Source organism: Candidatus Rhabdochlamydia sp. T3358 (assembly GCF_901000775.1).
Lineage (GTDB): Bacteria > Chlamydiota > Chlamydiia > Chlamydiales > Rhabdochlamydiaceae > Rhabdochlamydia.
Genome location: NZ_CAAJGQ010000014.1, coordinates 1 through 23925, shown reverse-complemented (window position 1 = coordinate 23925; position 23925 = coordinate 1). Strand labels below are relative to the sequence as shown.

21 protein-coding genes and 1 pseudogene are annotated in these 23925 nt (G+C 36.1%); 13 read left to right on the top strand and 9 right to left on the bottom strand.

Annotation, left to right across the window (positions count from 1 at the left end; all coding sequences use genetic code 11):
- Positions 1 to 47: 47 nt before the first annotated feature.
- A complete protein-coding gene (locus RHTP_RS04110; RefSeq protein WP_138106863.1) occupies positions 48 to 974 on the top strand; it encodes an Rpn family recombination-promoting nuclease/putative transposase in 927 nt (308 codons plus the stop codon).
- Between the two features lie 46 nt (positions 975 to 1020).
- On the opposite strand, the gene RHTP_RS04105 is transcribed toward RHTP_RS04110, so the two are convergent.
- From RHTP_RS04105 to RHTP_RS04085, 5 genes are all read right to left on the bottom strand, one after another.
- Positions 1021 to 1383, bottom strand: a complete 363-nt coding sequence (locus tag RHTP_RS04105) for a DUF4116 domain-containing protein (RefSeq protein WP_138106862.1) — start codon at positions 1381 to 1383, stop codon at positions 1021 to 1023.
- Positions 1384 to 1403: 20 nt separating this feature from the next.
- On the bottom strand, positions 1404 to 2873 hold the full coding sequence (gene gatB / locus RHTP_RS04100) for an Asp-tRNA(Asn)/Glu-tRNA(Gln) amidotransferase subunit GatB (RefSeq protein WP_138106861.1): 1470 nt from the start codon (positions 2871 to 2873) through the stop codon (positions 1404 to 1406).
- On the bottom strand, positions 2870 to 4339 hold the full coding sequence (gatA, locus tag RHTP_RS04095) for an Asp-tRNA(Asn)/Glu-tRNA(Gln) amidotransferase subunit GatA (protein WP_138106860.1): 1470 nt from the start codon (positions 4337 to 4339) through the stop codon (positions 2870 to 2872). Before gatA ends, gatB begins: the two co-directional genes overlap by 4 nt.
- Before the next feature lie 13 nt (positions 4340 to 4352).
- Positions 4353 to 4658: an Asp-tRNA(Asn)/Glu-tRNA(Gln) amidotransferase subunit GatC gene (gene gatC / locus RHTP_RS04090; protein WP_138106859.1), complete on the bottom strand. Its 306-nt coding sequence runs from the start codon at positions 4656 to 4658 to the stop codon at positions 4353 to 4355.
- A 132-nt stretch (positions 4659 to 4790) separates the two neighbouring features.
- Positions 4791 to 8456, bottom strand: coding sequence for a dermonecrotic toxin domain-containing protein (locus RHTP_RS04085; RefSeq protein WP_138106858.1), 3666 nt, complete (start codon positions 8454 to 8456; stop codon positions 4791 to 4793).
- A gap of 302 nt (positions 8457 to 8758) precedes the next feature.
- Here RHTP_RS04085 and RHTP_RS04080 point away from each other — a divergent pair, with 302 nt between their 5' ends.
- The 8 genes from RHTP_RS04080 (at position 8759) to RHTP_RS04050 (ending at position 14360) form a co-directional block, all read left to right on the top strand.
- On the top strand, positions 8759 to 9517 hold the full coding sequence (locus tag RHTP_RS04080) for a BPL-N domain-containing protein (protein ID WP_138106857.1): 759 nt from the start codon (positions 8759 to 8761) through the stop codon (positions 9515 to 9517).
- A gap of 97 nt (positions 9518 to 9614) precedes the next feature.
- A complete protein-coding gene (locus RHTP_RS04075; RefSeq protein ID WP_138106856.1) occupies positions 9615 to 9857 on the top strand; it encodes a DUF378 domain-containing protein in 243 nt (80 codons plus the stop codon).
- 61 nt (positions 9858 to 9918) lie between these two features.
- On the top strand, positions 9919 to 11337 hold the full coding sequence (locus RHTP_RS04070) for a cryptochrome/photolyase family protein (RefSeq protein WP_138106855.1): 1419 nt from the start codon (positions 9919 to 9921) through the stop codon (positions 11335 to 11337).
- Complete coding sequence (locus RHTP_RS04065) at positions 11321 to 11641, top strand: SRPBCC family protein (protein WP_138106854.1); 321 nt, start codon at positions 11321 to 11323, stop codon at positions 11639 to 11641. Before RHTP_RS04070 ends, RHTP_RS04065 begins: the two co-directional genes overlap by 17 nt.
- A gap of 106 nt (positions 11642 to 11747) precedes the next feature.
- A complete protein-coding gene (locus RHTP_RS04060) occupies positions 11748 to 12683 on the top strand; it encodes a TIGR01777 family oxidoreductase (protein ID WP_138106853.1) in 936 nt (311 codons plus the stop codon).
- A gap of 110 nt (positions 12684 to 12793) precedes the next feature.
- Positions 12794 to 12961 carry a hypothetical protein gene (locus RHTP_RS08795; RefSeq protein ID WP_171005727.1) on the top strand — a complete coding sequence of 56 codons (168 nt, stop codon included), beginning with the start codon at positions 12794 to 12796 and terminating at the stop codon, positions 12959 to 12961.
- 175 nt (positions 12962 to 13136) lie between these two features.
- Positions 13137 to 13754, top strand: coding sequence for a Yip1 family protein (locus tag RHTP_RS04055; protein WP_138106852.1), 618 nt, complete (start codon positions 13137 to 13139; stop codon positions 13752 to 13754).
- Between the two features lie 21 nt (positions 13755 to 13775).
- On the top strand, positions 13776 to 14360 hold the full coding sequence (locus tag RHTP_RS04050; protein WP_138106851.1) for a hypothetical protein: 585 nt from the start codon (positions 13776 to 13778) through the stop codon (positions 14358 to 14360).
- On the opposite strand, the gene rnhC is transcribed toward RHTP_RS04050, so the two are convergent.
- Positions 14349 to 15248: a ribonuclease HIII gene (gene rnhC, locus RHTP_RS04045; RefSeq protein WP_138106850.1), complete on the bottom strand. Its 900-nt coding sequence runs from the start codon at positions 15246 to 15248 to the stop codon at positions 14349 to 14351. The genes RHTP_RS04050 and rnhC overlap by 12 nt on opposite strands.
- A 143-nt stretch (positions 15249 to 15391) precedes the next feature.
- On the opposite strand from rnhC, the gene RHTP_RS04040 reads away from it, so the two are divergent.
- Together RHTP_RS04040 and RHTP_RS04035 are read left to right on the top strand one after the other, a co-directional pair.
- Positions 15392 to 15799 carry a helix-turn-helix domain-containing protein gene (locus RHTP_RS04040; RefSeq protein WP_138106849.1) on the top strand — a complete coding sequence of 136 codons (408 nt, stop codon included), beginning with the start codon at positions 15392 to 15394 and terminating at the stop codon, positions 15797 to 15799.
- A 28-nt stretch (positions 15800 to 15827) separates the two neighbouring features.
- Positions 15828 to 17687, top strand: coding sequence for a bifunctional serine/threonine-protein kinase/formylglycine-generating enzyme family protein (locus tag RHTP_RS04035; RefSeq protein WP_138106848.1), 1860 nt, complete (start codon positions 15828 to 15830; stop codon positions 17685 to 17687).
- A gap of 81 nt (positions 17688 to 17768) precedes the next feature.
- Here RHTP_RS04035 and RHTP_RS04030 read toward each other — a convergent pair whose 3' ends face one another.
- Positions 17769 to 19682, bottom strand: a complete 1914-nt coding sequence (locus RHTP_RS04030) for an alpha/beta hydrolase family protein (protein WP_138106847.1) — start codon at positions 19680 to 19682, stop codon at positions 17769 to 17771.
- A 252-nt stretch (positions 19683 to 19934) separates the two neighbouring features.
- Here RHTP_RS04030 and RHTP_RS04025 point away from each other — a divergent pair, with 252 nt between their 5' ends.
- Both RHTP_RS04025 and ispH read left to right on the top strand, forming a co-directional pair.
- Positions 19935 to 21149, top strand: a complete 1215-nt coding sequence (locus tag RHTP_RS04025; RefSeq protein WP_138106846.1) for a dicarboxylate/amino acid:cation symporter — start codon at positions 19935 to 19937, stop codon at positions 21147 to 21149.
- Positions 21150 to 21156: 7 nt separating this feature from the next.
- Positions 21157 to 22083 (top strand): 4-hydroxy-3-methylbut-2-enyl diphosphate reductase, encoded by a 927-nt coding sequence (ispH, locus tag RHTP_RS04020; protein WP_138106845.1) that lies wholly within the window; start codon positions 21157 to 21159, stop codon positions 22081 to 22083.
- A gap of 10 nt (positions 22084 to 22093) precedes the next feature.
- Here ispH and RHTP_RS04015 read toward each other — a convergent pair whose 3' ends face one another.
- Positions 22094 to 23059: an ankyrin repeat domain-containing protein gene (locus RHTP_RS04015; protein ID WP_138106844.1), complete on the bottom strand. Its 966-nt coding sequence runs from the start codon at positions 23057 to 23059 to the stop codon at positions 22094 to 22096.
- A 130-nt stretch (positions 23060 to 23189) separates the two neighbouring features.
- A pseudogene (locus RHTP_RS04010) lies at positions 23190 to 23561 on the bottom strand (transposase); the annotation flags it as partial.
- Positions 23562 to 23925: the final 364 nt, after the last annotated feature.

The following is a 23925-nucleotide window of genomic DNA, read 5'->3' as shown; positions in this document are numbered from 1 at the left end:
CAGCTTATTATACAATGAATAGTAACATGCAGATTTAAGGATAAAGTATGGTAATTTTCAAATATTTAGATCCAAAAAACGATATAGCCTTTAAGAAAATATTCGGTACAGAAAAAAACAAAGACATTCTGCTTCATTTCTTAAATGATATCCTCGGATTTTCTGGAGATCAAAGCATTGTAGATATCGAGTTCTTATCTCCCATTCTCGCTCCTAAAATTGCTGTCAAAAAACAGAGCATTGTTGATGTTTTATGCAAAGACAAGCTGGGAGTAAAATACATCATTGAAATGCAAGTAACAAAAACCAGAGGCTTTGAAAAGCGCGCTCAATATTACGCATCTCAAGTGTATGGCAATCAAGCAAATATTGGAGATAAGTATCATGAGCTTAAGGAAATCATCTTCATAGCTATTGCTGATTGCATTATTTTTCCTAACAAAGCTCATTATAAATCAGACCACGTCATACTCGATAAAGCAACACATGAGCATGATTTGAAAGACTTCTACTTTACCTTTATCGAACTGCCTAAATTTACCAAAAGCAAAGAGGAACTATCCTCCATAGAAGAAAAGTGGTGTTACTTTTTCAAACACGCTCACGAAACCACTGAAGAAGAATTACAGGAGATTATAGGCAACGATGCCATTATCCAAAAAGCCTATACCGCGCTCGACCAGCATTATTGGACAGAGAATGAGCTTGCTACTTATGAAGAGTTAAAGCGTATTCATATGGATAATAAGGCTGCTAGGGCACAGGAAATTTATGAAGCTGAAGTCAATGTTAAAAATGCTAAAGCTAAAGGCAAGGCTGAGGGTAAAACCGAAGAAAAAATACAAACAGTAAAACGTCTGTTGCAGGATGGATTGGCCATTGATCTAGTTTCTCGATACACAGACTTGTCTAAAGAGCAAATAGAAGATTTAAGAAAACACGCCTTGCAAGAGCCTTCAGTAGTCAATTTCTAGCTTAAATATTGCAAGAGCTTCTAAAAACTTCGGGCCTTATATGTATTCAAGCGCCAAAAGACCTTAGACGCATTGTCATAAAAAGCTGATCTTCTTTTAGATTAGGATTAGCTTCCTGAGCTTTTGCAATACCTTTATCGGTAGTTTCTATGCCCGAAATAGATTTGTGAAGACTTTTCAGAAAACTTAAATCATTTTTTAAAAAAGGAGGAAGGGAGCTTATCAAAGAAGGATTGGCTATTATAGCACTAAGCATAAAAGAGCGATTATTTTTTAGATTGGGGTTATCCTGTATGGCTTGTAATACAAAATCTGAAGCCTGTTGATTTAAATTACTTGTGTCTATTTTTTGAGTTTTTTCTATTTTAGAAGTAGAGAAAGAGAGGTTATGTATTTTTTGAAGGGGCATAGCTAATACTCCAATTTTTTTTAAGGGCGCTTTAGCTTTTTGGTCAAAATTTCATTTACTATCGCAGGGGAGGCTTTACCTTTACATAGTTTCATGACTTGCCCAACTAAGAAATCAAATGCTCTTGCTTTTCCAGCATGAAAATCAGCAATGGATTGTGGGTTACTCTCTAAAACCTTGTCTACTAAAAGCGTAATGCTCGAAATATCTTGCAAGGGCTGGTAGTCAGGATTTTGTTTTACGATTTGCTCAGGATCTTTTCCCGGACTTTTGCACATGTCGTCGGCAACACTTTTAGCAATCTTTCCGGTAATGGTATTTGATTCAATCATCTTGACAAGTTTACCTACATCGCTAGGTGCAATTCCTGAGCGAATGAGACTGTTTCCCGTATCTTTAAAGCGCCCAGAAAACTCTATAATCATCCAATTACATATGCTTTTAGGGCTAGGGCAGATTTTGAGTGCTTCTTCAAAATAATCAGCAAGCTTTTTATCGTTAATTAAAAAGGCAGCAGCAGACTCAGGTAGCTCTAACTCTTTTAAATAGCGGTTGTATCTTTGGTGAGGTAATTCTGGCAAAGTAGCTTTAATTGCTTGGATCTCTTCTTCTTTAAGTAAAATCGGAGGGAGATCTGGCTCTGGAAAATAGCGGTAATCGTCAGCATCTTCTTTTTCACGCATTAAAACAGTTTCTTTTTTTTCTGGATCAAAGCGATAGGTTCCTTGAGATATTACTTCATGAAAGTCTTTTTGTGGATGCAGGGTGTATTCACGAATTTGTCTGCGAATCTCTGATTCAAGCGCCATTTCCATATTGTTAAAAGAGTTAAGATTTTTAATCTCAATTTTTGTACGCAAGATCTGTTCATCTTTCTTTCTGACAGATATGTTGCAATCAATGCGAAAGGAACCCTCGTCCATATTGCAATCGGAGACATCTAAGTATTCCAAAATAGCTTTAATAGCCATAGAATAGGCCACTGCTTCTTTAGGAGTATGCATACAAGGCTCTGAGACAATTTCTATCAATGCTACCCCTGCTCTATTGTAATCAACACCTGTAAATGTACTAAAATGCTTTAAAGTACCCGCATCATCTTCCAAGTGACTTCGATTAATAGAAAAATGTTTTAATGTGCCTCCTACATCAGCTACTACAGTGCCACCCATTAGAATGGGTTTATAGAACTGTGTAATTTGAAAATTACGAGGGCTATCAGGATAAAAATAGGATTTACGATCAAATTGACTACTTAAAGAAACCTCCGAGCCTACTGCACAACCAAATAGAACAGCTTTATGAATAGCTTCTTTATTCAATACAGGTAACGCGCCGGGTTGACCTGTGCAGATAACACTAATATTTGTATTAGGTTCATCTCCAAAATGATTAGCTGCAGAGCTGAAAAGTTTAGATTTAGTATTAAGTTGTGCGTGGATTTCTAAACCAATTACGGGTTGCCAATCTTGATAGCAGATCTCGCTCATTTGTGTGCCTTGTTATCAAATAAAGGGGGAACTAGGTTTGTAAAGGAAGTTGCGCTTTCAAAAGCATATCCAAAACGTAAGACTTCTGTATCATGCATATAAGGCCCGATGAGTTGCAGACCGTAAGGGAGATTTTCCTCACTAAATCCATTGGGGACACTAATTGCCGGTAATCCTGCCAAATTTGCAGATACAGTGAAAATATCTTGTAGATAAAGCTGTACAGGATCTTGAAATTTGCCTAAAGGAAAGCTTGTTAAAGGAGATGTTGGCATAGCAATCATGTTGCATTTGGCAAAGGCTTGTTGAAACATTTGGATCAACAAGGTGCGTACTTTCTGTGCCTTTTTGCAATAGGCCTCTTGGTAGCCAGAAGAGAGAACATAAGTACCTAGTAAAATGCGTTTTTTCACTTCTGCTCCAAAACCTTCTTGTCTAGACAGCACATAAATCTCTTCGAGGGTTTTGGCATCTTCTGCTCGCTTGCCGTAGCGAATGCTGTCAAAACGCGCAAGATTTGTAGATGCTTCTGCTGTAGCTAGAATGTAATAGACGGCAATTGCGTATTTTAACAGATTTAAGTCTACGTCTACAATAGTTGCACCTAATTTTTTTAAAACCTCTATAGCTTCTAAAAAATGTTCTTTGGACCCAGTGTCCAATTCACCTAAGCAACTATAGGGAACGCCAATCGTTTGACCGTGAATAGGTTGATCCAGTTTTTTTAAATAATCCTCTACAGGAGATCTAATGCTGGTAGAGTCATGAGAGCAGTGTCTTGAAATGACTTGCATGCATAAAGCCGCATCTTTTACATCATAGGTCAAAGGTCCAATTTGATCTAGAGAAGACGCAAAGGCTACTAGGCCATAACGAGAGATACGTCCATATGTGGGCTTGAATCCTACAATTCCACAAAAAGCAGCTGGTTGTCTGATAGATCCGCCTGTGTCTGTTCCTAGAGAAATAGGACAAAACCTTGCAGCTACAGATGCAGCAGAGCCACCGGATGATCCACCTGGTGTGCATTTAAGATTCCAAGGATTTTTAGTTAGCTGATAAGCAGAGTTTTCTGTAGAAGATCCCATGGCAAATTCATCAAGATTGGTTTTACCAATGATCAATGCATCTGCTTCTTCTAAAAGCCTAACTACAGTTGCATCAAAAACCGCTTTATAGTTTTCTAAAAACTTAGAAGCACAGGTTGTTTTTTCTCCTTGAATATGGATGTTGTCTTTAATGGAAATAGGTACTCCTGCTAAAGCTCCTAGTGGCTTACCAGAATCTCTTTTGCGATCTAATTCAGCAGCTTTTAGCATCACCCTTTCTTCCATTACAGATAAAAAAGCGCCAATTTTTCCATCATGCAAGGAAATTCGCTCTAATGTCTTTTCAGCAATTTGCTTGGCTGTAATTTTTTTTTTGCAAAATTCCTCACGGATAGCACGGGCGGATAGTCGATACATGTACAAAAACTCTTTAGTTAGAAAAATTAATTACTGTAGGCACGCGAATCATGCCACCTACATGAGAAGGAGCATTTTCTAAAAACTGCTCTCTGGATAAGATGTCCATGACTATATCATCTCTTGTAACACTTTTTTGGATTTCTCCTACTTGATAACAAGTAGGCACATTAGTTGTGTCAATTTCAGAAAGCAGCTCCATATAGCCTAAGACTTTTTTTAAGTGCTTAGATATAGCTTTTTTTTCTTCTTGTGTTGCTTCCCCAAGACGGCAGAGTCTATTAAGCTTTTCAAGATCTTCTTCATCAAACTTTGTCATTTAAATTCCTTAAAAGAACTGAATACGAATAGCTACTATAATTTTTCTTTCTTTACTTGTAAAGAGAAAAATACTATTGATAGTACTCCTTTTGATTAATCAATCAAAAAGAATAATAATTTAAAAAATATTTTAAATCATAGGCGGTGTATATTTTGGAGCAGAGTTAAGCCCAGACAAAATCGTATTGGATCTACAAAAGGCTAAAGTAATTCTGTTATAATGAATTCCATGATTTTGCAGAGATTTAAATAGATCATCTAAATTAGGAGGAATCTTTCCTATACGATTGCGAATCGTTAGCACATCAATTGGCTCCAATCCTATTTCTTCAATGATAGGAAGCGTATTTCTTGAGCGATTAACAAGTTGCACAACATCTAGATAGCTCTCTTTTCCAGGTCCAAATTTTTGATACTTAGTTAAGGTATAATTTTTAATATGTCCCTGAACATTTGTTCCTGCTAAAGCTTTTATATTGGCTTTTTTGGGATACCTTTGTACTTTTGTAGGAGGATGATAAAATAGAGGCGAGTGCAAAAATGCATTTTGAGAAGGAAAAGCTGTATGCTCGTTAATAACTCCATAGGGAAAGATCGATCTTTTAGCAATAGATGTTATCTTAGTATCCATTAGTTCCCAACCATGCGGGCCTAAAATGACAAGCTCTGTAGTATTTGGAACTTTAACGATACTGCTTCCAGGGAAATATCCACCATGAGAGGAGATAATCAAATGTCTAGCTTTGCTTGTTTTTCCGGTAAATAGAAGGAATTGTTCATCAAGAAGCCAGGCTTTAGCATCTAAGTAGCTAAATTGATGATTACCCGCCGAAATTTGCCAGACCTGCATAGATTTTGTAGTATCAAAGAACAGCTCTTCAGATATAGGATTTTTCTTAAGAAAAGTATGCAATCCTCTACCACTACTAATTGTACGTGAGTTTACTTGTTCAGTAGTAGGCAGGCTTTGTTCTTTAGAAAACTTCAAGGATCGCAGACTTAAAAATGCTCCTATTAAGAGAAGCTCTAAAGTGTTAAACCCTGCAGATAACGCTGCAAGGTGGCGCTCTTTTATCGTATCAGCATTTTTTGCTAGATAGAGATTGATAGAGGTTTCTGTTGCTAAAGCAGCAAGCGATACCCAGTTTAGAATGGGAAAGGCAAGACTGGGTACTAATAAGGCAATCTCTATAGATTTTGCGATACTGATAACGCGCCTTAACATAAGTTCTCTATCAGAGACAATTACTGCACTTGCATCTAGATAAGAGCGCTTTTGGGTGTTTTTTTGGATGACTTCAAAAAAGCTTTTTTCTATAGGTTTTGTTGTTATGGGATGTCTAACATTAGTATTTGAAAAAGAGCAACTAGCAGATCGCGGATAGAGGGCAGATGTCAAGGAAGATGGATCTATATAAGGCCCTCTCTTTAGTGCGCTAAGAACAGAATCTTGAACATCCATGGAAAAATGCGAGGTAAGTAACTTTTGCCATTCAGCATTTGTTTTTCCCTTCTCTTCAAGAAAACAGATACACGCTTCGTAATTAGCAAAGGGAAAAAATGCTTTTTGATCTCCTGATATGTATAAGATTACTTGCTCTTTACTTGTATCGCGAAAGACAAACATATCGGTGGATTGGTAACTATCAACGCTGACTATTTCTATACTGATATGAGGATTGATCAGACTAGGTAGTTCTTCCTCTTCTAAACTCAAAGAATAAAAAACCACATCTACAATCAGCTTAAAGTTTTCTTCTGACAGAATCTTATCCTGATAATCCTCTAAGGCTTGTTGTAAATATCTATGCTGACAGAAATACTTTATTCGATTTGTGTGCTGATTCCAAAAAGAGTCCAGTTTACTTTTATGCAAAGCAGCTAAATCTGCTTTTTGGATAATGTCTTCCACATCTTTCGGCAAGATGTTCAGTAGCTCAGCATTTGCTGTGTATTCTCTTTTTCCAGATAGATCTTGATAAATGATTGTTGTAAAACCCAAGGGAGAATAGCCTTCCTGATAATTACTTAAAGCAGCCTCTGTTAGAGATTGGATGGTTGTGCTAGCTTCTTGTCCTCTAACTAAAGGTATGTTTGGGTCATAAGAAAAAGATTCTACTTCATGTAAAGAAAAGCTAATAAATGTCTTATCCGGATCGATATCTATATTTAGCTTATTCTTAATGCCCTTTTTAACAAGCTCTGCAGCCGTTTCATAAGGAGAGGGAAAAAGCTCCTGCAAATCACCAGATACATTATGAATATTGGGCAAAAGCTGAGGGAGATATTTGATAGCAGCTGCAATTGTTGTAAAAAATGCAGAATCTGTAGATTGAAAATTAGGGACAGAGCCAGAGTAAATAGGCACAGGGATTCCTTCTGTATATAGATCAGCAACTATTCGCTCTTTTTGTTTTTTTGTGATAAAAGAAAAGATGTCTTCTTGAATAAAAATCGGCGCTACATTTTCTTGTGCTCTATAGTTTTGATGAAGGAAAGCATCTTGCTTAGTGTTATATATCACCCTACTAGAGTGAGGAAAATGAGAAGCAATTGCAGCTAAATGCTTCGGCGATAATTTTACTTGAAAGAAGACCCAATGATTCAAAATTTTTTCATTGCTAGCTTCGATAAAAGAAGGAGAGTATCCTGGTATATATAACAAAGAGTCTGTAGTCTCTGGATCACAAATTTTTAAAATATCAGAAGCTATTTGGTTATTAATTAAAAGAAGGGATACTTCAAGGTGTTTTTTTGGACTAGTTAGAGTTTCTAAGATATCTAGAGAAATTTCTTTAGGGTCTATCTCATCTATGTTTATTATTGCTTCTATCTTTTTTTTATTTAAGCCTATAGCTTGTAGAGCTAGTTTAAGGCTTTTTTCAGAGAGCTTAAGCTCGCTGTTTTGCTGCTCTAAAAGAGCTTTAAGATAAGAAAACTTAGCGAGTATTCGGTAGTTATTAGTATTTTTTTGCCAAAAGCGATTTAGCCTTACTTGATGCTTAGATTTTATAGCAAGGGCATCACTTGTCTGAAAAATATCGTTTAGAGCTATCTTTTGAGAGGTTTGGTCGATCTTAACCCATATAGTAGTTTCTTCCGATGAATGTATAAACAAATAGAAAAACCAGGCTGATAAATAATTCAGAGCAAAATTTGTTAAATCAAAACTTGAAGAGGGTAAAGAGATGTCTTCTTGCCCTTTTTTAAAAATAAGAACACGTACTATATCCGGATTGATGTCTTTGTTGTATAAGCTTTTTAGTTTTTGGCTAAGATAGGAAACCACGCTTTGTTTCAAATTAGGATACATGCTATCTATCTGATAGGCTCTTTCTATTAGAAATTCTTTTTCTACAAGAGTTTTTAAAAGGTCCTCTTCAGGGGCTATTTTCAACTCTTGAGGTATAGGAAGTATATTTGATTTCCAATAGTTATCCATTTGCCAATAATAGGTATTAACAAGTGCGGCACTCAAGCCCTCAATAAGGGTTTTTACCCTTGCAATATCTAATCCTTGGACTATGTCTTCTAGACGCACATTTTCTGTAGAATAGAACCAAGCATTCTGAGTATTTAAGAGGTTTTCTTCACCTATAGCTTTTTTAAGTAAAGCATCTGTTAGTGTTTCTGAAGAACCGCTTGCATTTTTTATGTATATTTTATCTGGGTCTAGGTTCAGAGAAGGGTTATTTTCATTGATCTTTTCTTGCAGTTCGTTTTTTGCAAGCAGCCGAAAGGCAGCAGGGATTTGGCTTAGCTTAGTCTCTATTGTTGGTTTGTCAGCAGCTTTCATATAAATAAACCCCCTTATCCTTATGATTTATACATCTTTTTTTTGCATTTCTAATATTTACCATTCATATCCTATAATTTTTTATGCAAAAACCATTTGAAATGATAATAAGAATGGGTGTAACTAAATAATTTCTTAATGTCAAAAAAAATAGATAATCTCATTTTAGATAAGAAAAACTGCTTTTTTATGGGTTTACGCAATAGAGTTATTGAATTTTCAAGAAAACCTCTGCGCAAAAAAGAACATTCTGTACAGTTGGATGAAGATGTCCAGTAAAGGTTCAATAAGGAGGGTTTCCTATGAAAAACCAAATTGTGGTCTATGCAGATAAAGGAGTGGATGGAGTTTCTTTGAAGCATTTGGTTCATAGCTTAAAGCAAGAGCTCAATCCTGAGATGAAAATAAAAAGACTCGATGCTTGCTCTGTTATAGAGGAAAATTGGGAAAAAGATACGCAGCTATTTATTATGCCCGGTGGTAGAGATGTCTTTTATCAAAGCGCCTTAGCTGGAAAGGGAACCGATAAAATTCGCTCCTATGTAAAAGAAAAAGGCAATTACCTAGGAATTTGCGCAGGAGCCTATTTTGCGTGTGCAAGAGTTGAATTTGAAAAAGGGACAAATTTGGAAATTTTGGATGAGCGCTCTTTGTGTTTTTTTCCTGGGATTGCTAAAGGTCCTGCTTATGGAGCGGGGAAATATACATATAATTCTTCTAAAGGAGCTTGTAATGCTCTGATTAATTGGCAAAATCGTCCTTTACATGTGTATTTTAATGGAGGTTGTTTTTTTAGTGCTCCTAAGTCTTCAGAAGTAAAGATATTATCTTGTTATCTCGATTTACCGCAAACCCCCCCTGCGATTGTAGAAATTGAGCATGGGGCAGGAAAAGTGTTATTAAGCGGTGTTCATTTTGAATACTTACCAGATTTATTGGATCAAAAAGACCCCTATTTATCTATGATTCACTCTGATTTGAAAGAAGCTAATTCTTTTCGAAAAGAAATGTTTTGTGATCTGTTAAAAAGGGTTGGGTGTCGTTTAAAAACATTTGTTTAAAAAAAAAAGATGACAAATGAATAAAAAGTTTCTAAGATGATGTTAACGGGACATGCTGTCTTGAAACGGACATGCATGGAGTATTAAGGAGGAACAAATGAAGTTTTTAAATACTCTCGCTTTTATTTTAATTGTAATTGGGGCTTTAAACTGGGGCTTAATAGGCTTTTTTCAGTTTGATTTTGTCGCTTGGTTATTCGGAAGTCAAATGGCTGGCTTAAGTCGCTTAGTTTACGCATTAGTAGGTCTAGCTGGTCTTTGGAGTTTGCGTTGGATTCCGCATTGGAGACATATGTGTTGCTGCTGCTCAAAAGATAAGGGTGGTAGTTGCAAAATGTAGTTTATATGAGGCGTAAGGATGGTTTTTTAAGAATTCTTACGCTTTTTCATCTTTTATATTTATGACAACAATTATTTGGTTTCAGCGTGATCTGCGGGTTCAAGATAATCCTGCCTTAAAATATGCTTCTCAGTTACAGCTTCCTATTTTACCCATATATATATTTGATGCAGAAGAGGATAGTAACTGGTCAATGGGTTCAAGCTCTCGTTGGTGGCTGCATTATTCTCTGCAATCTTTGCAAAAAAAATTAAGAGAACTAGGTCTTGATTTATTTTTTTTCCAAGGTGCGACTTTGCATATACTGCAAGAGATTATAGATAAGGCGGATGCAAAGCATATAGTTTGGAATTATTGTTATGAACCAAGTGCGCTAGTACGAGAAAAAAAACTGATCAAGCTAGCTTCTGCAAAAAAATGTATAGCAAAAGGATTTCATGCAAATCTACTATTTGTACCTGGCCAAATTACTACTAAGCAGGGGAATCCCTACCAAGTATTCACTCCTTTTTGGCGATGTTGCTTAAAACAAGAGGTAGGCAATCCAGAGGGTAGAGTTACAAAAAAATTACAATTAGCGTCGTATTCTAAACACATATCTTTAAATACATTAGATTTATTACCGCATATTCCTTGGGCTCAAGACTTCTCCTTTCTTTGGCAGCCGGGAGAAGATAGCGCTTTAAAAAAATGGAAGCATTTTTTGAAGGGTAAGATCCATCAGTATGCTCATGGGCGTGATTTCCCTGCAGAAAGGGGAACATCGATGCTTTCTCCACATTTGCACTTTGGTGAGATCTCTGTAAAAAGAATTTTCGAGGATTTGCTAAAGAATACCCATTCAGAGGTTTTTTTAAGAGAAATAGGATGGCGAGAATTTGCTAATCATCTCTTAATTGCTTTTCCTCATACTCCTTCAAAGCCGCTAAGAGTAGAATACACCCATTTTCCATGGAAAAGAAATGCAAAGTGGCTCAAAGCTTGGCAAAAAGGAATGACAGGAATTCCTATTGTCGATGCGGGCATGCGGCAATTATGGCAACTAGGTTGGATGCATAATCGAGTTCGCATGATCGTAGCTTCTTTTTTGGTCAAAGATTTAAATATTCCTTGGCAAGAAGGAGCAAAATGGTTTTGGGATACCCTAGTAGATGCAGATCTTGCAAATAATACCTTAGGTTGGCAATGGTGTGCAGGATGTGGTGCAGATGCAGCTCCTTATTTTCGTATATTTAATCCATTTACCCAAGGTAAAAAATTTGATCCAAAAGCAGAATATGTACGCCAATTTGTTCCTGAATTAAAAAAGCTGCCTAATTCATACATTCACACTCCACATTTAGCTCCTAAGTCTGTATTAGAAGAAGCGGGTGTTTATTTGGGGAAAAACTATCCTTACCCCATAGTAGATCATGATCTTGCACGCAAAAGGGCACTGCAGGTTTATCATCAATGGAATAAGCATGGATATAAAAGTTAAGACATCAGTAGCAGTACCTTGTGATTTTGCCTTTGCTTGGATATTGCGTCCTGGAGCATTAAAAAGGCTAGTACCGCCTTGGGTAAAAACCAATTTTTTATTCGATCCCCCTATACCCTGTAATCAAACGCAGGTAGGATTAAAGATTTATTTGGGGCCTTTTTTCTTTAAATGGATTTTAGAGCATGAAAATTTCAAGCTGAATCAAGAATTTAGCGATAAACAAATAAAAGGCCCTTTTAAACGCTATTTACATACTCATCGCTTTACTCCTATTACATACTCATCGCTTTACTCCTATTGATTCTCAATGCTGCATTTTAAGTGATGAGATAGAATTTAACTCTGTTTCTTTTTTAGAAAGCTTTATAGTTAAGCGGTTTGTACAACTTTTAAAATGGCGTCAAAAAATGATGAAAGAGGATCTTGAGTTAACTTACAAATATTCAAGTGCACCGTTGAAGATTTTAGTGAGTGGAGCTAATGGGTTTATGGGCTCTCAACTTACAGCTTTTTTACGATTAGCAGGCCATAGTGTCATGAGACTTGTTCGTCACAAACAAGAAATAAGCTCTGATACCGTGTATTGGGATCCTGTAGAAGGACAATTCTCTAAACAGGATTTTGAAGGCTTTGATGCGGTTTTTCATCTAGCAGGAGCTCCTATTGCTCATAGATGGACAAAGAAATACCGTAAAAAATTATTCACCAGTAGATGTTGTGATACTTGGTTGCTATCTCAAGTATTATCCCGTTTGTATTCCCCTCCTAAAACAGTCATTTCTGCTTCCGCTATTGGCTTTTACGGGGACTGCAAAGAAAAAGTTACCGAGCTCTCTTCTGCAGGGGAAGGATTTCTTCCCTCTCTCTGTCAGCAGTGGGAGATGGCTTTAGAAGCAATTAAGCAACGTGGCAGTCGTGTTGTATGTGCTAGATTTGGCGTTGTATTAGGAGCAAAGGGTGGTATGCTAGCTCAGATTTTACCACTCTACCGCCTAGGTTTAGGTGGAAGGATCGGGTCTGGCAACCAGTATTTAAGTTGGATTGCAATTGATGATGCAATTAGTGCTTTGTATCATCTTTTAATGACAGAATCATTAAATAAAGCCGTTAATCTAGTAGCCCCTTATCCTGTAAAACAAAAAGAGTTTTCGTCCATTTTAGCAATTAAGTTACGCAGACCTCATTTCTTTCATCTCCCTTCCAAGCTTGTTTCTTTAGCTTTAGGAGATATGGGAAAAGAGATGCTATTAGCTAGTGCTCAGGTCTATCCACAAAAGCTTCTGGAATCGGGATATTCTTTTCGTTACCCTCATTTACAAGAAGCATTGAATTGGATCATATAAAGCAGCTATTAAGAAATTAAAAAATTTTAAAAAAAATCTATCCCTTTTTCTATTGAAAACCAGTGAGCAATTTGTAAAGATGAGTTTTCAAACACCTTTTAGGAGATAATATGCTATTTCATTTAGGACTAATTTGCGCTTTACTGACAAGCTCCCTTGTTTACTCTAATCAAAATAATGCAAATATTGCAATCGAGTATGACGATGAAGATGAGGATTATAGCAGTCTAGAAGAAGATTTAAGGATTCTAGAAGAAGAAGATAGACTACGTAATTAACAGAAAATAATCTTTTAAAAAATAGGTGATTTATGAAAGCCGTTATTTACAAAAATAACGGCTTTTTTATTATGTTGTTTTGCAACGAGTTATTAATTAAATTAAGTAGAGTATAGTTTGTTATTGATTAGTTATATTTTTGAATTTATTATGAAGATAAATAAAGAGGAAAAATATGCATCCTTGGCGCGATATTTGGACCAAACCCAGAGCAACCATTCAAGCCCTTGTAGCTAAGGATCCAAGCTATGGATTTAAAAGGCTTTCTTGGATTTATGGGATTACCATAGCATTGAGCTTTTCCAATATGTTCTCTTTAATCACTCTCTATCCTTTGTGGGCTATATTGATTGGCTCTTTATTATTGGGTATAGTATTTGGTTTAATATCTATTACCATTACCGCTTATATTTTACAGTGGTGTGGACGCCTTATAGGAGGAAATGCTCCTTTTAAACAAGTTAGATGTGTTGTTGCATGGTCGAATTTACCGGCATTAATCAACATATTGGTATGGATCCTTTTGATTGGCGTATTTAAAGAACAAGCTTTCTATTCAGATTTTCCTACAAAAGTCACATTGGCAAATAAAACAGGGCTGTTTCAACTAGTCATGTTAGGGCAATGGATTGCAACTATTTGGACCTTTATTATTCTGGTACAGGGTCTTAGGGAAGTTCAGGGGTTTTCCATTTGGAAAGGACTATTAAATATCATCATTCCCATTATAGCAGTGGTAATTTTATCTATATTGGTAAGTGGAGTGGTTAGCTGGTTTATTACAAAGACTTAAAATATATTAGGAGATTAGATTATGAGAAAACTATATTCAATCGTAAAAACAGGAGGGCTTTGCTGTGCTTTGGGCTTAGCGCTTACATCATTTTCACTTGATGCTAAAGAAGTGCGAGTAAATCCAGTTCTTAGCAAAGAAATAAGTAAGACAAAGAATCATTGGCAGGAATTTCGTTCTATAAACGGCGAATGTTGTATGAAATTTCCTAAGTACCCAGATCATTTATCAGAAAAACTACGCCTTCCTGAAATAGGATTTGATTTAAAATACGATGCGTATATCTCTGCTATAGATCAAAAAACCACATTTTTACTGTTAATTGCTCAATATCCAGATTTTGTGGATCAAACCTACGCAAATAAAAATTTAGAAGGATTTGTAGAAGGTCTTCTTAAACATAATCCAGGTCTTACTCATGAGCTCTCTTTAGTAAATGGCCATACCGTGCTAGATTTGTTTATCTGTAAAGAAGGGATGTATTTTAAAGGAAGAGCCTTAATGGTAAAAAACAGCTTCTACCTAATGGCAATGGAATGTGAAGCACAATATTATGATGAAGCAAGCTATAAGACCTTCATCGACTCTTTTGAATTAATGCGCTAAAACTTCCTGTAGAGTTTTAAAATGCAGTTTGGCTACTTCTTCTAGTAAAGAGCTGCTATATTTGGCACAAAAGGCTTTTCCTACTCGAATAACTTCTTGAGACGCCCCTTTAGGGAGCTGGATTTTATAGAATAAGCGTAAATCATAAAGCCCTTGTAAAAAGGCAGCTCGCGCTAAAATAGAAGAAGCTGCTACAACTAAATCACTCTCAGCTCGATGACGTTGTGTCAATTCTAAATCGAGCTTTTTTTGTTTTAAAGCGTCTAAAACAACCGTTTCATTAGCAAATTGATCAATAATCACTTGTTTGCAATGCGTTTTTTGCACAAGTTCTGCAATAGCAGTTGCGTGTCCCCATGCTAATAAGCGATTGAGGTTTTGAAAACGAGTATAGAGCTGATTGTAGGTTTTAGGCTTAAGAATAACAAGCGCATGGGGGCAAATTGCTTTGATTTTAGAGGCAAGCGCAATCACTGTAGGATCGGAAAGTGTTTTACTATCTCGTATTCCTAAAGCTAATAAGGCTTGGATTTTTTCCTTGTCTGCATAGACTGCTGCAATACATAAGGGGCCAAAAAAATCCCCTTTGCCAGCTTCGTCTACCCCGATTCGTTCTGAAGTATCAGTTGGCTCTGGGTTTGAATAAGTAAATGCCTGTAGAATTTCAGGTTCAATATAAAATCTAATAAACTCATCCATTTCTTTTCCTTGTATCATCAGTTTTCCAGATGTATACAAAGTGCAACTAATTCCTTTTTTTTTTGCTGAAAAAAACGTATAAGCAGGTGTAGTCAAGGTAAATCCTTGATCGATGAGATCTTCACGTAGCCGATCTTTCAGCTTAAGATCCATGGTTGTTACAAAACAAGAACGCTTTTGAAATGTCATTTTAATCTAAAAATAATGAAATTATTGTAATTTTACATTGATTTTGAAAAAAAACAAGGATAGATTTGCAATTAAAATGCTATGATGCTTTCTGAGATAGGAATATTATTCGTGATTAGTGCTTGAAATTTTACAGGAGGGATATGAGTGCAGAACTTAAAGGTGTAGGAGAGCTTTTTAAAGCTAAACGCCAAGAATTGAATGTATCATTGAAAGAAGCAGAGAATGCAACTTCTATTCGCTCTAGCTATTTAGAAGCAATTGAAGAAGGAGAGATAGATCAATACATCTCCGGAGTATACGCTTTAGGATTTATGAAGCAATATGCTCAATTTTTAGGGGTAGACATCGAGCATATGATTCGTCAAAACCCTCAGACTTTTCATATGCCAGCAGAAAAACATGAGTTTTCTTATGGCATTGGAACTTTAGAAGTGCGCGGTAGTATGGGTGGAGGAATTAAATGGTTGCCTAATTTGCTATGGGCTGCTGTTGCTGCATTTGTATTGGTTATTGCATGGTATCTAGCAAGATTCTTAGGGGTTCTTTAAAAAAACTAAAATCAAGAGGAGATAATTTATGGTAATGACTCACTTCGGGGATTATGAGTTGTTAAGACCTTTAGGGCGAGGGGCCTTAGGTCAGACCTATCTTGCAGAGCATCGTTTATTGCAAAAGCAGTACATTGTAAAAATTTTACCCGAAGAGCTCTCTTCTGATACCGATTTTATTGCCCGATTTGAAGCACACATTGCTCAATTAGCTCATTTAAATCATCCTCATATTGCAAAAATTTACAACGCATTATTTTTGGAAAAGCGTTATGCAATTATTATAGAAGCTGTTTTAGACCAAGATCAACAACCTAGCTTAAATCTATCGCAGTTTTTACAGAAATTCCCTAATTTGCCAGAAGAAACAATTCTCTGCTTTGCTCAACAAGTGAGTTCTGCCCTTGATTATGCGCACACCCAAGAAAAACCGCTTGCTCACGGAACATTGAAACTCAGCAATATTTTAGTTCGTTATACCCCTAAAGGACCAGAAGCTATTGTAACAGATTTTGGTTTATCCCATATCATTGGACCGCTAGCTGTTTTGAGTCGCATCTACCATGCAATGAGCTCTTTTTATAGTTTGGAAATAGGCTGTGACACAAATGGCAAAAATTATGCAACAGGACCTTGGGATGAAGCTTGCGCTAAAGAAGTTCATCGTTCTTTTATTGAACAATTTCCCTTTTTAGCTCCAGAGCAAAAGAGACAGTTTAATTGGATAAGTCAGCCTAAAGCAGACGCATGGGCTTTTGGCGTGTTATTATATTATCTTTTGATGCGTAAATTTCCTGAAGGTTTTTTCGAGCTTCCTTCTCAAAAAATCTCTGACCTTAAATGGCAATGGGATACTTTGATTTGTAGTTGTTTACAAACAGAGCCGGAAATGCGTTTAGGGCCTCTGCAAGAAAAAATGAATGAGTTAGTCAATATTTCTGCTCTTTCTTCTTGTGAAGCGCATTTAGAAAGGTTGCAAGCAGAAAAATACATTATGGGGACAAAGGTTTCCTTTACTACAACTTGTGCTAAGCCGATCTTGAATCCACAAGAGTTAACAAGACCCTCCTTCGAGCCAGATCCCGGGGCTATTTTTCAAGCAGAAATGATGGTTTCTCCTTATAAGCCAAAGCCACAAGAAGAAAAAGCAATTCAACCTATTTTAACCGATATGGTGATTATTCCCTCTGGTGCTTATTTAAGAGGTAGTAATCAAGGTGCACGTGATGAGCACCCACGACATTTAATTCACATGCATTCTTTTGCTTTAGATATTCATCCTGTGACAAATGAGCAATTTGTCCGTTTTTTAGAAGCAATGGGAGGAGAAAAAGATGGACAAAACAATGATATCATCCGTTTGCGCGAATCTAGAATTAAACGCAGTGGAGGAAAACTTAGCATTGAGTCAGGTTATGCTAAGCATCCTGTAGTAGGTATTACATGGTACGGAGCTATAGCTTATGCTAAATGGGTAGGAAAAAGGCTTCCAACCGAAGCTGAATGGGAAATTGCCTCCTGTGGAGGCAAAGAAGACTTCTTTTATCCAACAGGACAAGACATAGACCGAACACAGGCTAACTTCTTCAGCTCTGATACTACAGCTATGCTTAGCTATTCTCCTAATGAATACGGACTCTATGATATGGCAGGTAATGTTTACGAGTGGTGCCAAGATTGGTACGATTATCAGTATTACGATCTGTCCATTCAAGAACCAAATCATCCTCAAGGACCACAGCAAGGGGTATATCGCGTGTTGCGTGGAGGCTGCTGGAAAAGCTTAAAAGAAGATCTTAGATGTTCTCATAGGCATCGAAACAATCCAGGCACCATGAATGGAACCTATGGATTTCGTTGTGCAGCTGATGTAGCTATTAATCCTTAAAGCAAATAGGAAGCTATAGGTGAAGTAACATATAAGTAATTTGTTTGTAAATCTGCGTTTATATTAACTATTCTAAGAAAGTTAAACTTTAATATAGTGAGATTTCATCCAATGAGAAATCCGTTGCTTAGAAGTAGTAAGCAACTCATAAACAGAAGAGGTTTTCCGAGAAGAATCGGATAAGTGTCTTTCTTGAGAAGAATAATAAGAGTTCATCCAATGAAAAATCATCTGTGCAGGAGCTATGAGCGATTTATAAATAAGAAAGGTTCCCCAAGAAGAATCAGATGAATAGCCTTCTTGATAAGATTGTATTTCTTTTTTATCTGTTTCCATTTTAATGAGTTTTTGCTTGGATAATTCAATAATTTCTAAATCTTCTTCGGAAAGAGTAATCTCCTCGGATTCCCTTTCTATGAATTTTTTTAAGATATCTAATTTTTTTTTTAAATTAATGAAAATTGCACTGTTATAGTGGATGTATTTACGATTATCTGTGCCTGGGTAAAACTTACCGCCTTTGAAAAACGGCTCTGTGTGATGTGTATTTGTAGCAAGAATTCCCGAGTCAGAGGTTACTTGCAAGTAGTTCTCTTGCAAAAAGCTTAAGTTTTCTTGATTATATAAATTTTTAAAACCGAATCGAGTTAATAAGTCATATTTATGATAGCAGAAGTTCAGAACAATTTTAGGAGGAGAAGGATGGTTTTTAAGAATGCCTATTTGTTCTTTCCATGATTTGATTGTAGGTTGATCTAATTTAAGGGCGCAAAATGCAAAACAATTAATACGAGATATACGAGAAAAGGGTCCTTTATTGTTTTCTTGATTAAGCTTCTCTAAGCAAAGAATCGCAGCGCGTTGTGCATCTAAACCTCCTAAGGAATGGCCTGTGATTTCTAAGGAGGGTTTTTCAGTTGTTTCACAATAAGATTCTATCATTGCAGCTATTTGGTTTTTGCATTCATCAAAAACGGTTTTCCCGATCCCATTTGGGTCGAGAAAGTCTCTAGAGAGACTTTCTGAATCATCGGTTCCTCTAAAAACCAGCTGAGCTGGAAAATTACCCTTTAATGGGGTAAACAAATAGCAATGTAAACCCTTTTGGTTAATGTGATTATTAAGCTGGTAGTAGACAGTATCTTGCTGTTTGGTAAAAATAGGAACAGGAATTATCATGTCTTTACGAATAGTACCAGGCTCTACGTAAGCTATAACTCTAGCTAATTGCTCAGAAACAGCAAAGGGAAGAAGTCTTAAGTCCGCTTCTGTGTATTGTTCTTCTTTTTCTAAATTTCCGGCTAACTTGCGTATATGGTAGTCGTATTCTTCATTGGCTAAAATTCTACTATTTAGTGGTATACCGCTTTTTTTAAGTTCTTCCCATAATATTTTTTTTTCATTTGGCAGCAAATGTTCCAAGGGGTTACGATAATAACCGACTAATTTTTCCATGTCTTCAGAAGATAGCTCACTAAGATCAGTAGACATGCTTCGAGAGAGCTTTAAGGGGATCTCTCCCGTATTTACTCTATCTAGTAAATCCTTTAAATCATTTGTAGTTAGGGAATGTCCAATCATTGCAAATAGATGCCAAACATCATTCTTCTTAATAAAATCAGGTAAAGAATCAATAGCCTTTTGAATTGTTTTCATCACTCTTTTACCAAACACATTAGAAGCGTATTTAATAAATGTTTTTTTCTCAATTTTTTCTTGAGTAAGTAGACTTCCAAGTTGAGGACTGTCACTTGCAGGAGGAGGTAGAAACTTCATTCTTAATGAAGAAAATAGATAGAGTAAATTCTCCCACATTACAGAAGGCCACGGCTCTTGTGTGATTTTTCTTTTTGAAAGTTGAGGCTTTTTTGGAGAACAGGAAAGCCCTTGTATTAGCTCTCTAACATGATCGAGAGAATTTATTATTGGGTTTTTTGAGTTAGATGAATGAGAAAACCAAGAAAATCTAGAAACCGAAAAAATGCTTTCCCACATGAAAAATTATTTCCTACAGTTAAAAAAAACAAGTATTAGATGGATCGCGATAAACTAAATAAGGGACATGATAGATTAAATTAGTTTTTTTTCATAGAACTTAAATTGCTGTTTTTTTGAATCATAGGTTCATGTATATTGACAAAAAGCTATTAAAACAATACCTTTATTTCATGAAAACTAATTCTTGTTGTTGCTAAATTATCTAATCTTTTTTACTATTTTCATCTAACACTTTTATTGAAAAAAAATATGCAAAACAAGAAATCTTTATTATTTTTATTGGGATCCATTTTTCTAGGGATTATTACAGGTCTTTTTGGGCAAGAATTGCTTCTAAAGGGAGCGGAAATAACAGCTGCTCTGTTTATGAATTTTTTGAAGCTGTTGAGTATTCCGATTATTTTTCTATCGATTACCTCTACGCTTTCTGGAATGAAAAGTCAGCTGGAAATAAGCAATCTTGGTAGAAGGGTATTTACCTATACGCTGCTTACAACAGTTATAGCAGCAACTGTCGGTCTTCTGCTTTTCTTTATCATACAGCCTAGTGCTAAAATAAGCATAACAGATGCGACTCAGATCATTAAAGCACCCACAGATACTTACTTATCTTTTTTATGGAAAATTGTACCCAGCAACATCGTGCAAGTTTTTTTAGAGAATAATGTAATAGGCACGGCTTTTATTGGGTTTATTATGGGAATTGCGGCTACATATCTACCCGAAGACAACCGAGTTTCTGTGCATCAGATTTTTTCTTCTTTTTTTAAGCTTATTCTAAAAGTTACTGAAGGGATTGCTTATCTTATTCCTTTAGGAACATGGGCTTTTACAGCTCTTATGTTTAAAGATCTTAGCCATACCAATAGCTTTAAACATCTAGGATTGTACCTACTAACCGTTGTTAGTGCTAATCTTGTGCAAGGATTTGTAGTCTTGCCTCTGTTGTTAAAATATAAAGGAATTTCTCCTATAAAGTTAGCAAAAGCTTCTTTTGCGGCTTTAAGCCTTGCCTTTTTTTCTAAATCTTCCAATGCAACTCTGCCGGTTACTTTAAAATGTGCGGAAAAAGGAGCAGGAATCCATCCTAAAGTGGCTCATTTTTCTCTTCCTTTGTGCACAATTATTAATATGAATGGGTGCGCTGCCTTTATCTTAATTACTGTGCTTTTCTGTTCTACTATTCACGGTCATGTTTTTGGTTTATTGGATTTAGGGATATGGGTTGTGTTATCAACGCTTGCAGCAATTGGAAATGCAGGAGTCCCTATGGGGTGCTTCTTTCTAACAAGTATGTTTTTAATAGGGATGGATGTCCCTCTTAGCACAATGGGCCTTATTTTACCTTTTTATGCCTTTATAGATATGATAGAGACCAGCTTGAACGTATGGTCTGATTTAAGTGTAACAGCAATTGTGGATCAAGAGTGCACTTATTTAGAAGCTTTACCTGTAAAAGAATAAGGATAATATGAAACTACTACTTTCTAAGCCTCGAGGATTTTGTGCAGGAGTTGTGCGAGCCATTGAAACGGTAGAAAAGGCACTGAAGATGTGGGGTGCTCCGATCTATGTAAAGCATGAGATTGTTCACAATAAGCATGTAATTGAGAGTCTTGAAAAACAAGGTGCTGTATTTATTGAGGACCTAGAGCTAGTGCCTTGTGGTTCTTATTTGATCTATTCTGCACATGGAGTGGCTCCCGAAGTACGCGCGCAGGCTAAAAAAAGAAACCTGATAGAAATCGATGCTACATGTGGCTTGGTTACAAAGGTGCATTCAGCTGTAAAAAGATACGCGCAAAAAGGCTACCAAATTATTTTAATTGGTCACCGTAATCACGTGGAGACCATAGGTACTTCAGGAGAAGCACCTGAGGTGACAACTGTTGTAGAATCTCTAGCAGATGTAGAAGCCTTATGTTTTTCCAATGAACCTTTATTTTATACCACACAAACCACATTGAGCTTAGATGATGTAAAAGAAGTAACGCAGGCGTTAATTGCTAAATATCCTCATATTGAAACCCTGCCTAGTTCTTCTATTTGCTATGCTACAACTAATCGCCAGATGGCGCTACGTAGTATTGTGGATTGCTCCGATCTTATTCTAGTGGTAGGGGATCCTAGAAGCTCTAATTCCAATAGATTGTGCGAAGTAGCGCATTTGCGCAATGTGCCCTCTTATCTAATAAATACAGAACATGAAATCGATCCTAAATGGCTACAAGCTGTTAAAGTGCTAGGTCTGACAGCAGGCGCATCTACCCCCGAAGATGTTGTACAAAGATGTATAAAAAAGTTACAGGAATATGGAGTCACAGAGATCGAAGATATTATCTATACAGTAGAGGATGTATATTTTCATTTACCTCGTCAACTTACGCAATGCATCTAACTCTTGTGGGTTATTTAAGGAGCCCATATATATTTGCTACATACTTGCTGAATCTGTAGGTTCTTATAAGAACCAGCACAATACATAAGCATTCCTTTTTTGCAGCTTCTTGGAGTGCTAGCCTTAAGTAATAGGGAAACCTGTTAGATATAAGCGCTAGCACAATAGCGGGAGCATTGTTTTCTGCAGCTTCTTGGATAACATTCTCTAAAACATCTGATTTAATCGCATCAAATCTACCAGATTGTATAAGCGCTTGTACAATACTTAGATGGCCATTCCCTACACATCCTTTTAGAGACCATTCTAAGTAAGATGAATTTATTTCCTGAAATCTATTAGATTGGATAAGAGCTAGTACAATACTTAGATGACCATTTTTTGCAGCTTCTTTGAAGGCATAGCCTAAATCATCTGATTCAGTTTCATCAAATCTATTAGACTCCATAAGAACTTGCATAATATTTAAATGATTATTTTCCGCAGCTTCTTGGATAGCATAGCCCAAGTCAATGGGTTCAATTTCATCAAATCTACCAGACTGTATAAGCGCTTGTACAATATTTAGATGATCATTTTTTGCAGCTTCTCGAAGGGATTTTCCTAAGCCAATGGGTTCAATTTCATCAAACCTACCAGACTGCATAAGCGCTTGTACAATATTTAGATGACCATTTTTTGCAGCTTCTTGAAGGGACTCTTCTAAATTTTTTGGGGTAATTTTATTATTGTCGCTAAACCCAAATATTTTTATTAAAAAATAAATGTAAATGTTTGGATAGGTCTTTTTAAAATCATAATGTATGTTTTTGATGCTTTTACAAGTATATAAGAAGCTATCCACATCCTTTGGTTTAAGATTAATAAAAATCTTTTCAAAAAATGCATCCGATGCTAAAACGTGCAGCCAAGCATCTTGATCCATTTTTATAGCGCTTAGAAAGAGCATTGAATGTGATGAAATTGGGTTTGCCATATATAACCTTATAAATTTTTTAACAGTTTGTATCAGAAGGAAGTGATATTGCAACCCTTTTGTAGACACTAAGAACACAGACGTTGTTTTTCAAAATACATTTTTTCAAAATCACAAGGTGATAGATACCCTAATTTCGAGTGGCTTCTTTGCCTGTTATAAAAACTTCAATACCTTTAAAAATGTCATTTTTTGTTTCCAGTCTTATTTTGGATTCCATTAAATAAGTATGTTCCATTTTTAAAGTATGAAAAAAGCTTTCCATAAGGACATTGTCATAGCAACTCCTAGAATTCATGCTAAGTTGCATTTTATAATTTTTAGCTGCTTGCCTAAACTCTTCGCTTGTATATTGTGCTTCTCGATCGGAATGATGTATCAAAACATTTCTAGGTTTTCTATTTACAACAGCTTGCTGTAATGCATTTTTAACGAGATCTGTTTGCATCCGATTGATCGTTGATAATCCAACAATTCTTCTTGAAAAAAGATCTAAAATAGCGGCTGTATATAGTCATCGATCTAGAGTTTTAATATAAGTGATGTCGGCCAACCAAATTTCATTTGGCTTAGAAACTTCAAACTTTTGCTTAAGCAAATTAGGAGACTTTGCTGCCTTTCCTGAGTTGAACTGCACTTAACTTATTTATCATAGCTTCTATTTCTTTTAGACCTATAATATATCCTATAAATGATTTTATTTGTCTACTAAAAACCCCAGTTTTGGGTTTTCTAGCTGGTAACTAGCTCTAAACTTTCCTTATCAGACATCCTAATACAAGGCTTTTTAGGTTGCCTCATATAAGCCGCAATTCCACAAAGAGTATTAACCAAAAAGTTACTCACTGATCTATGCCTTGTGTGCT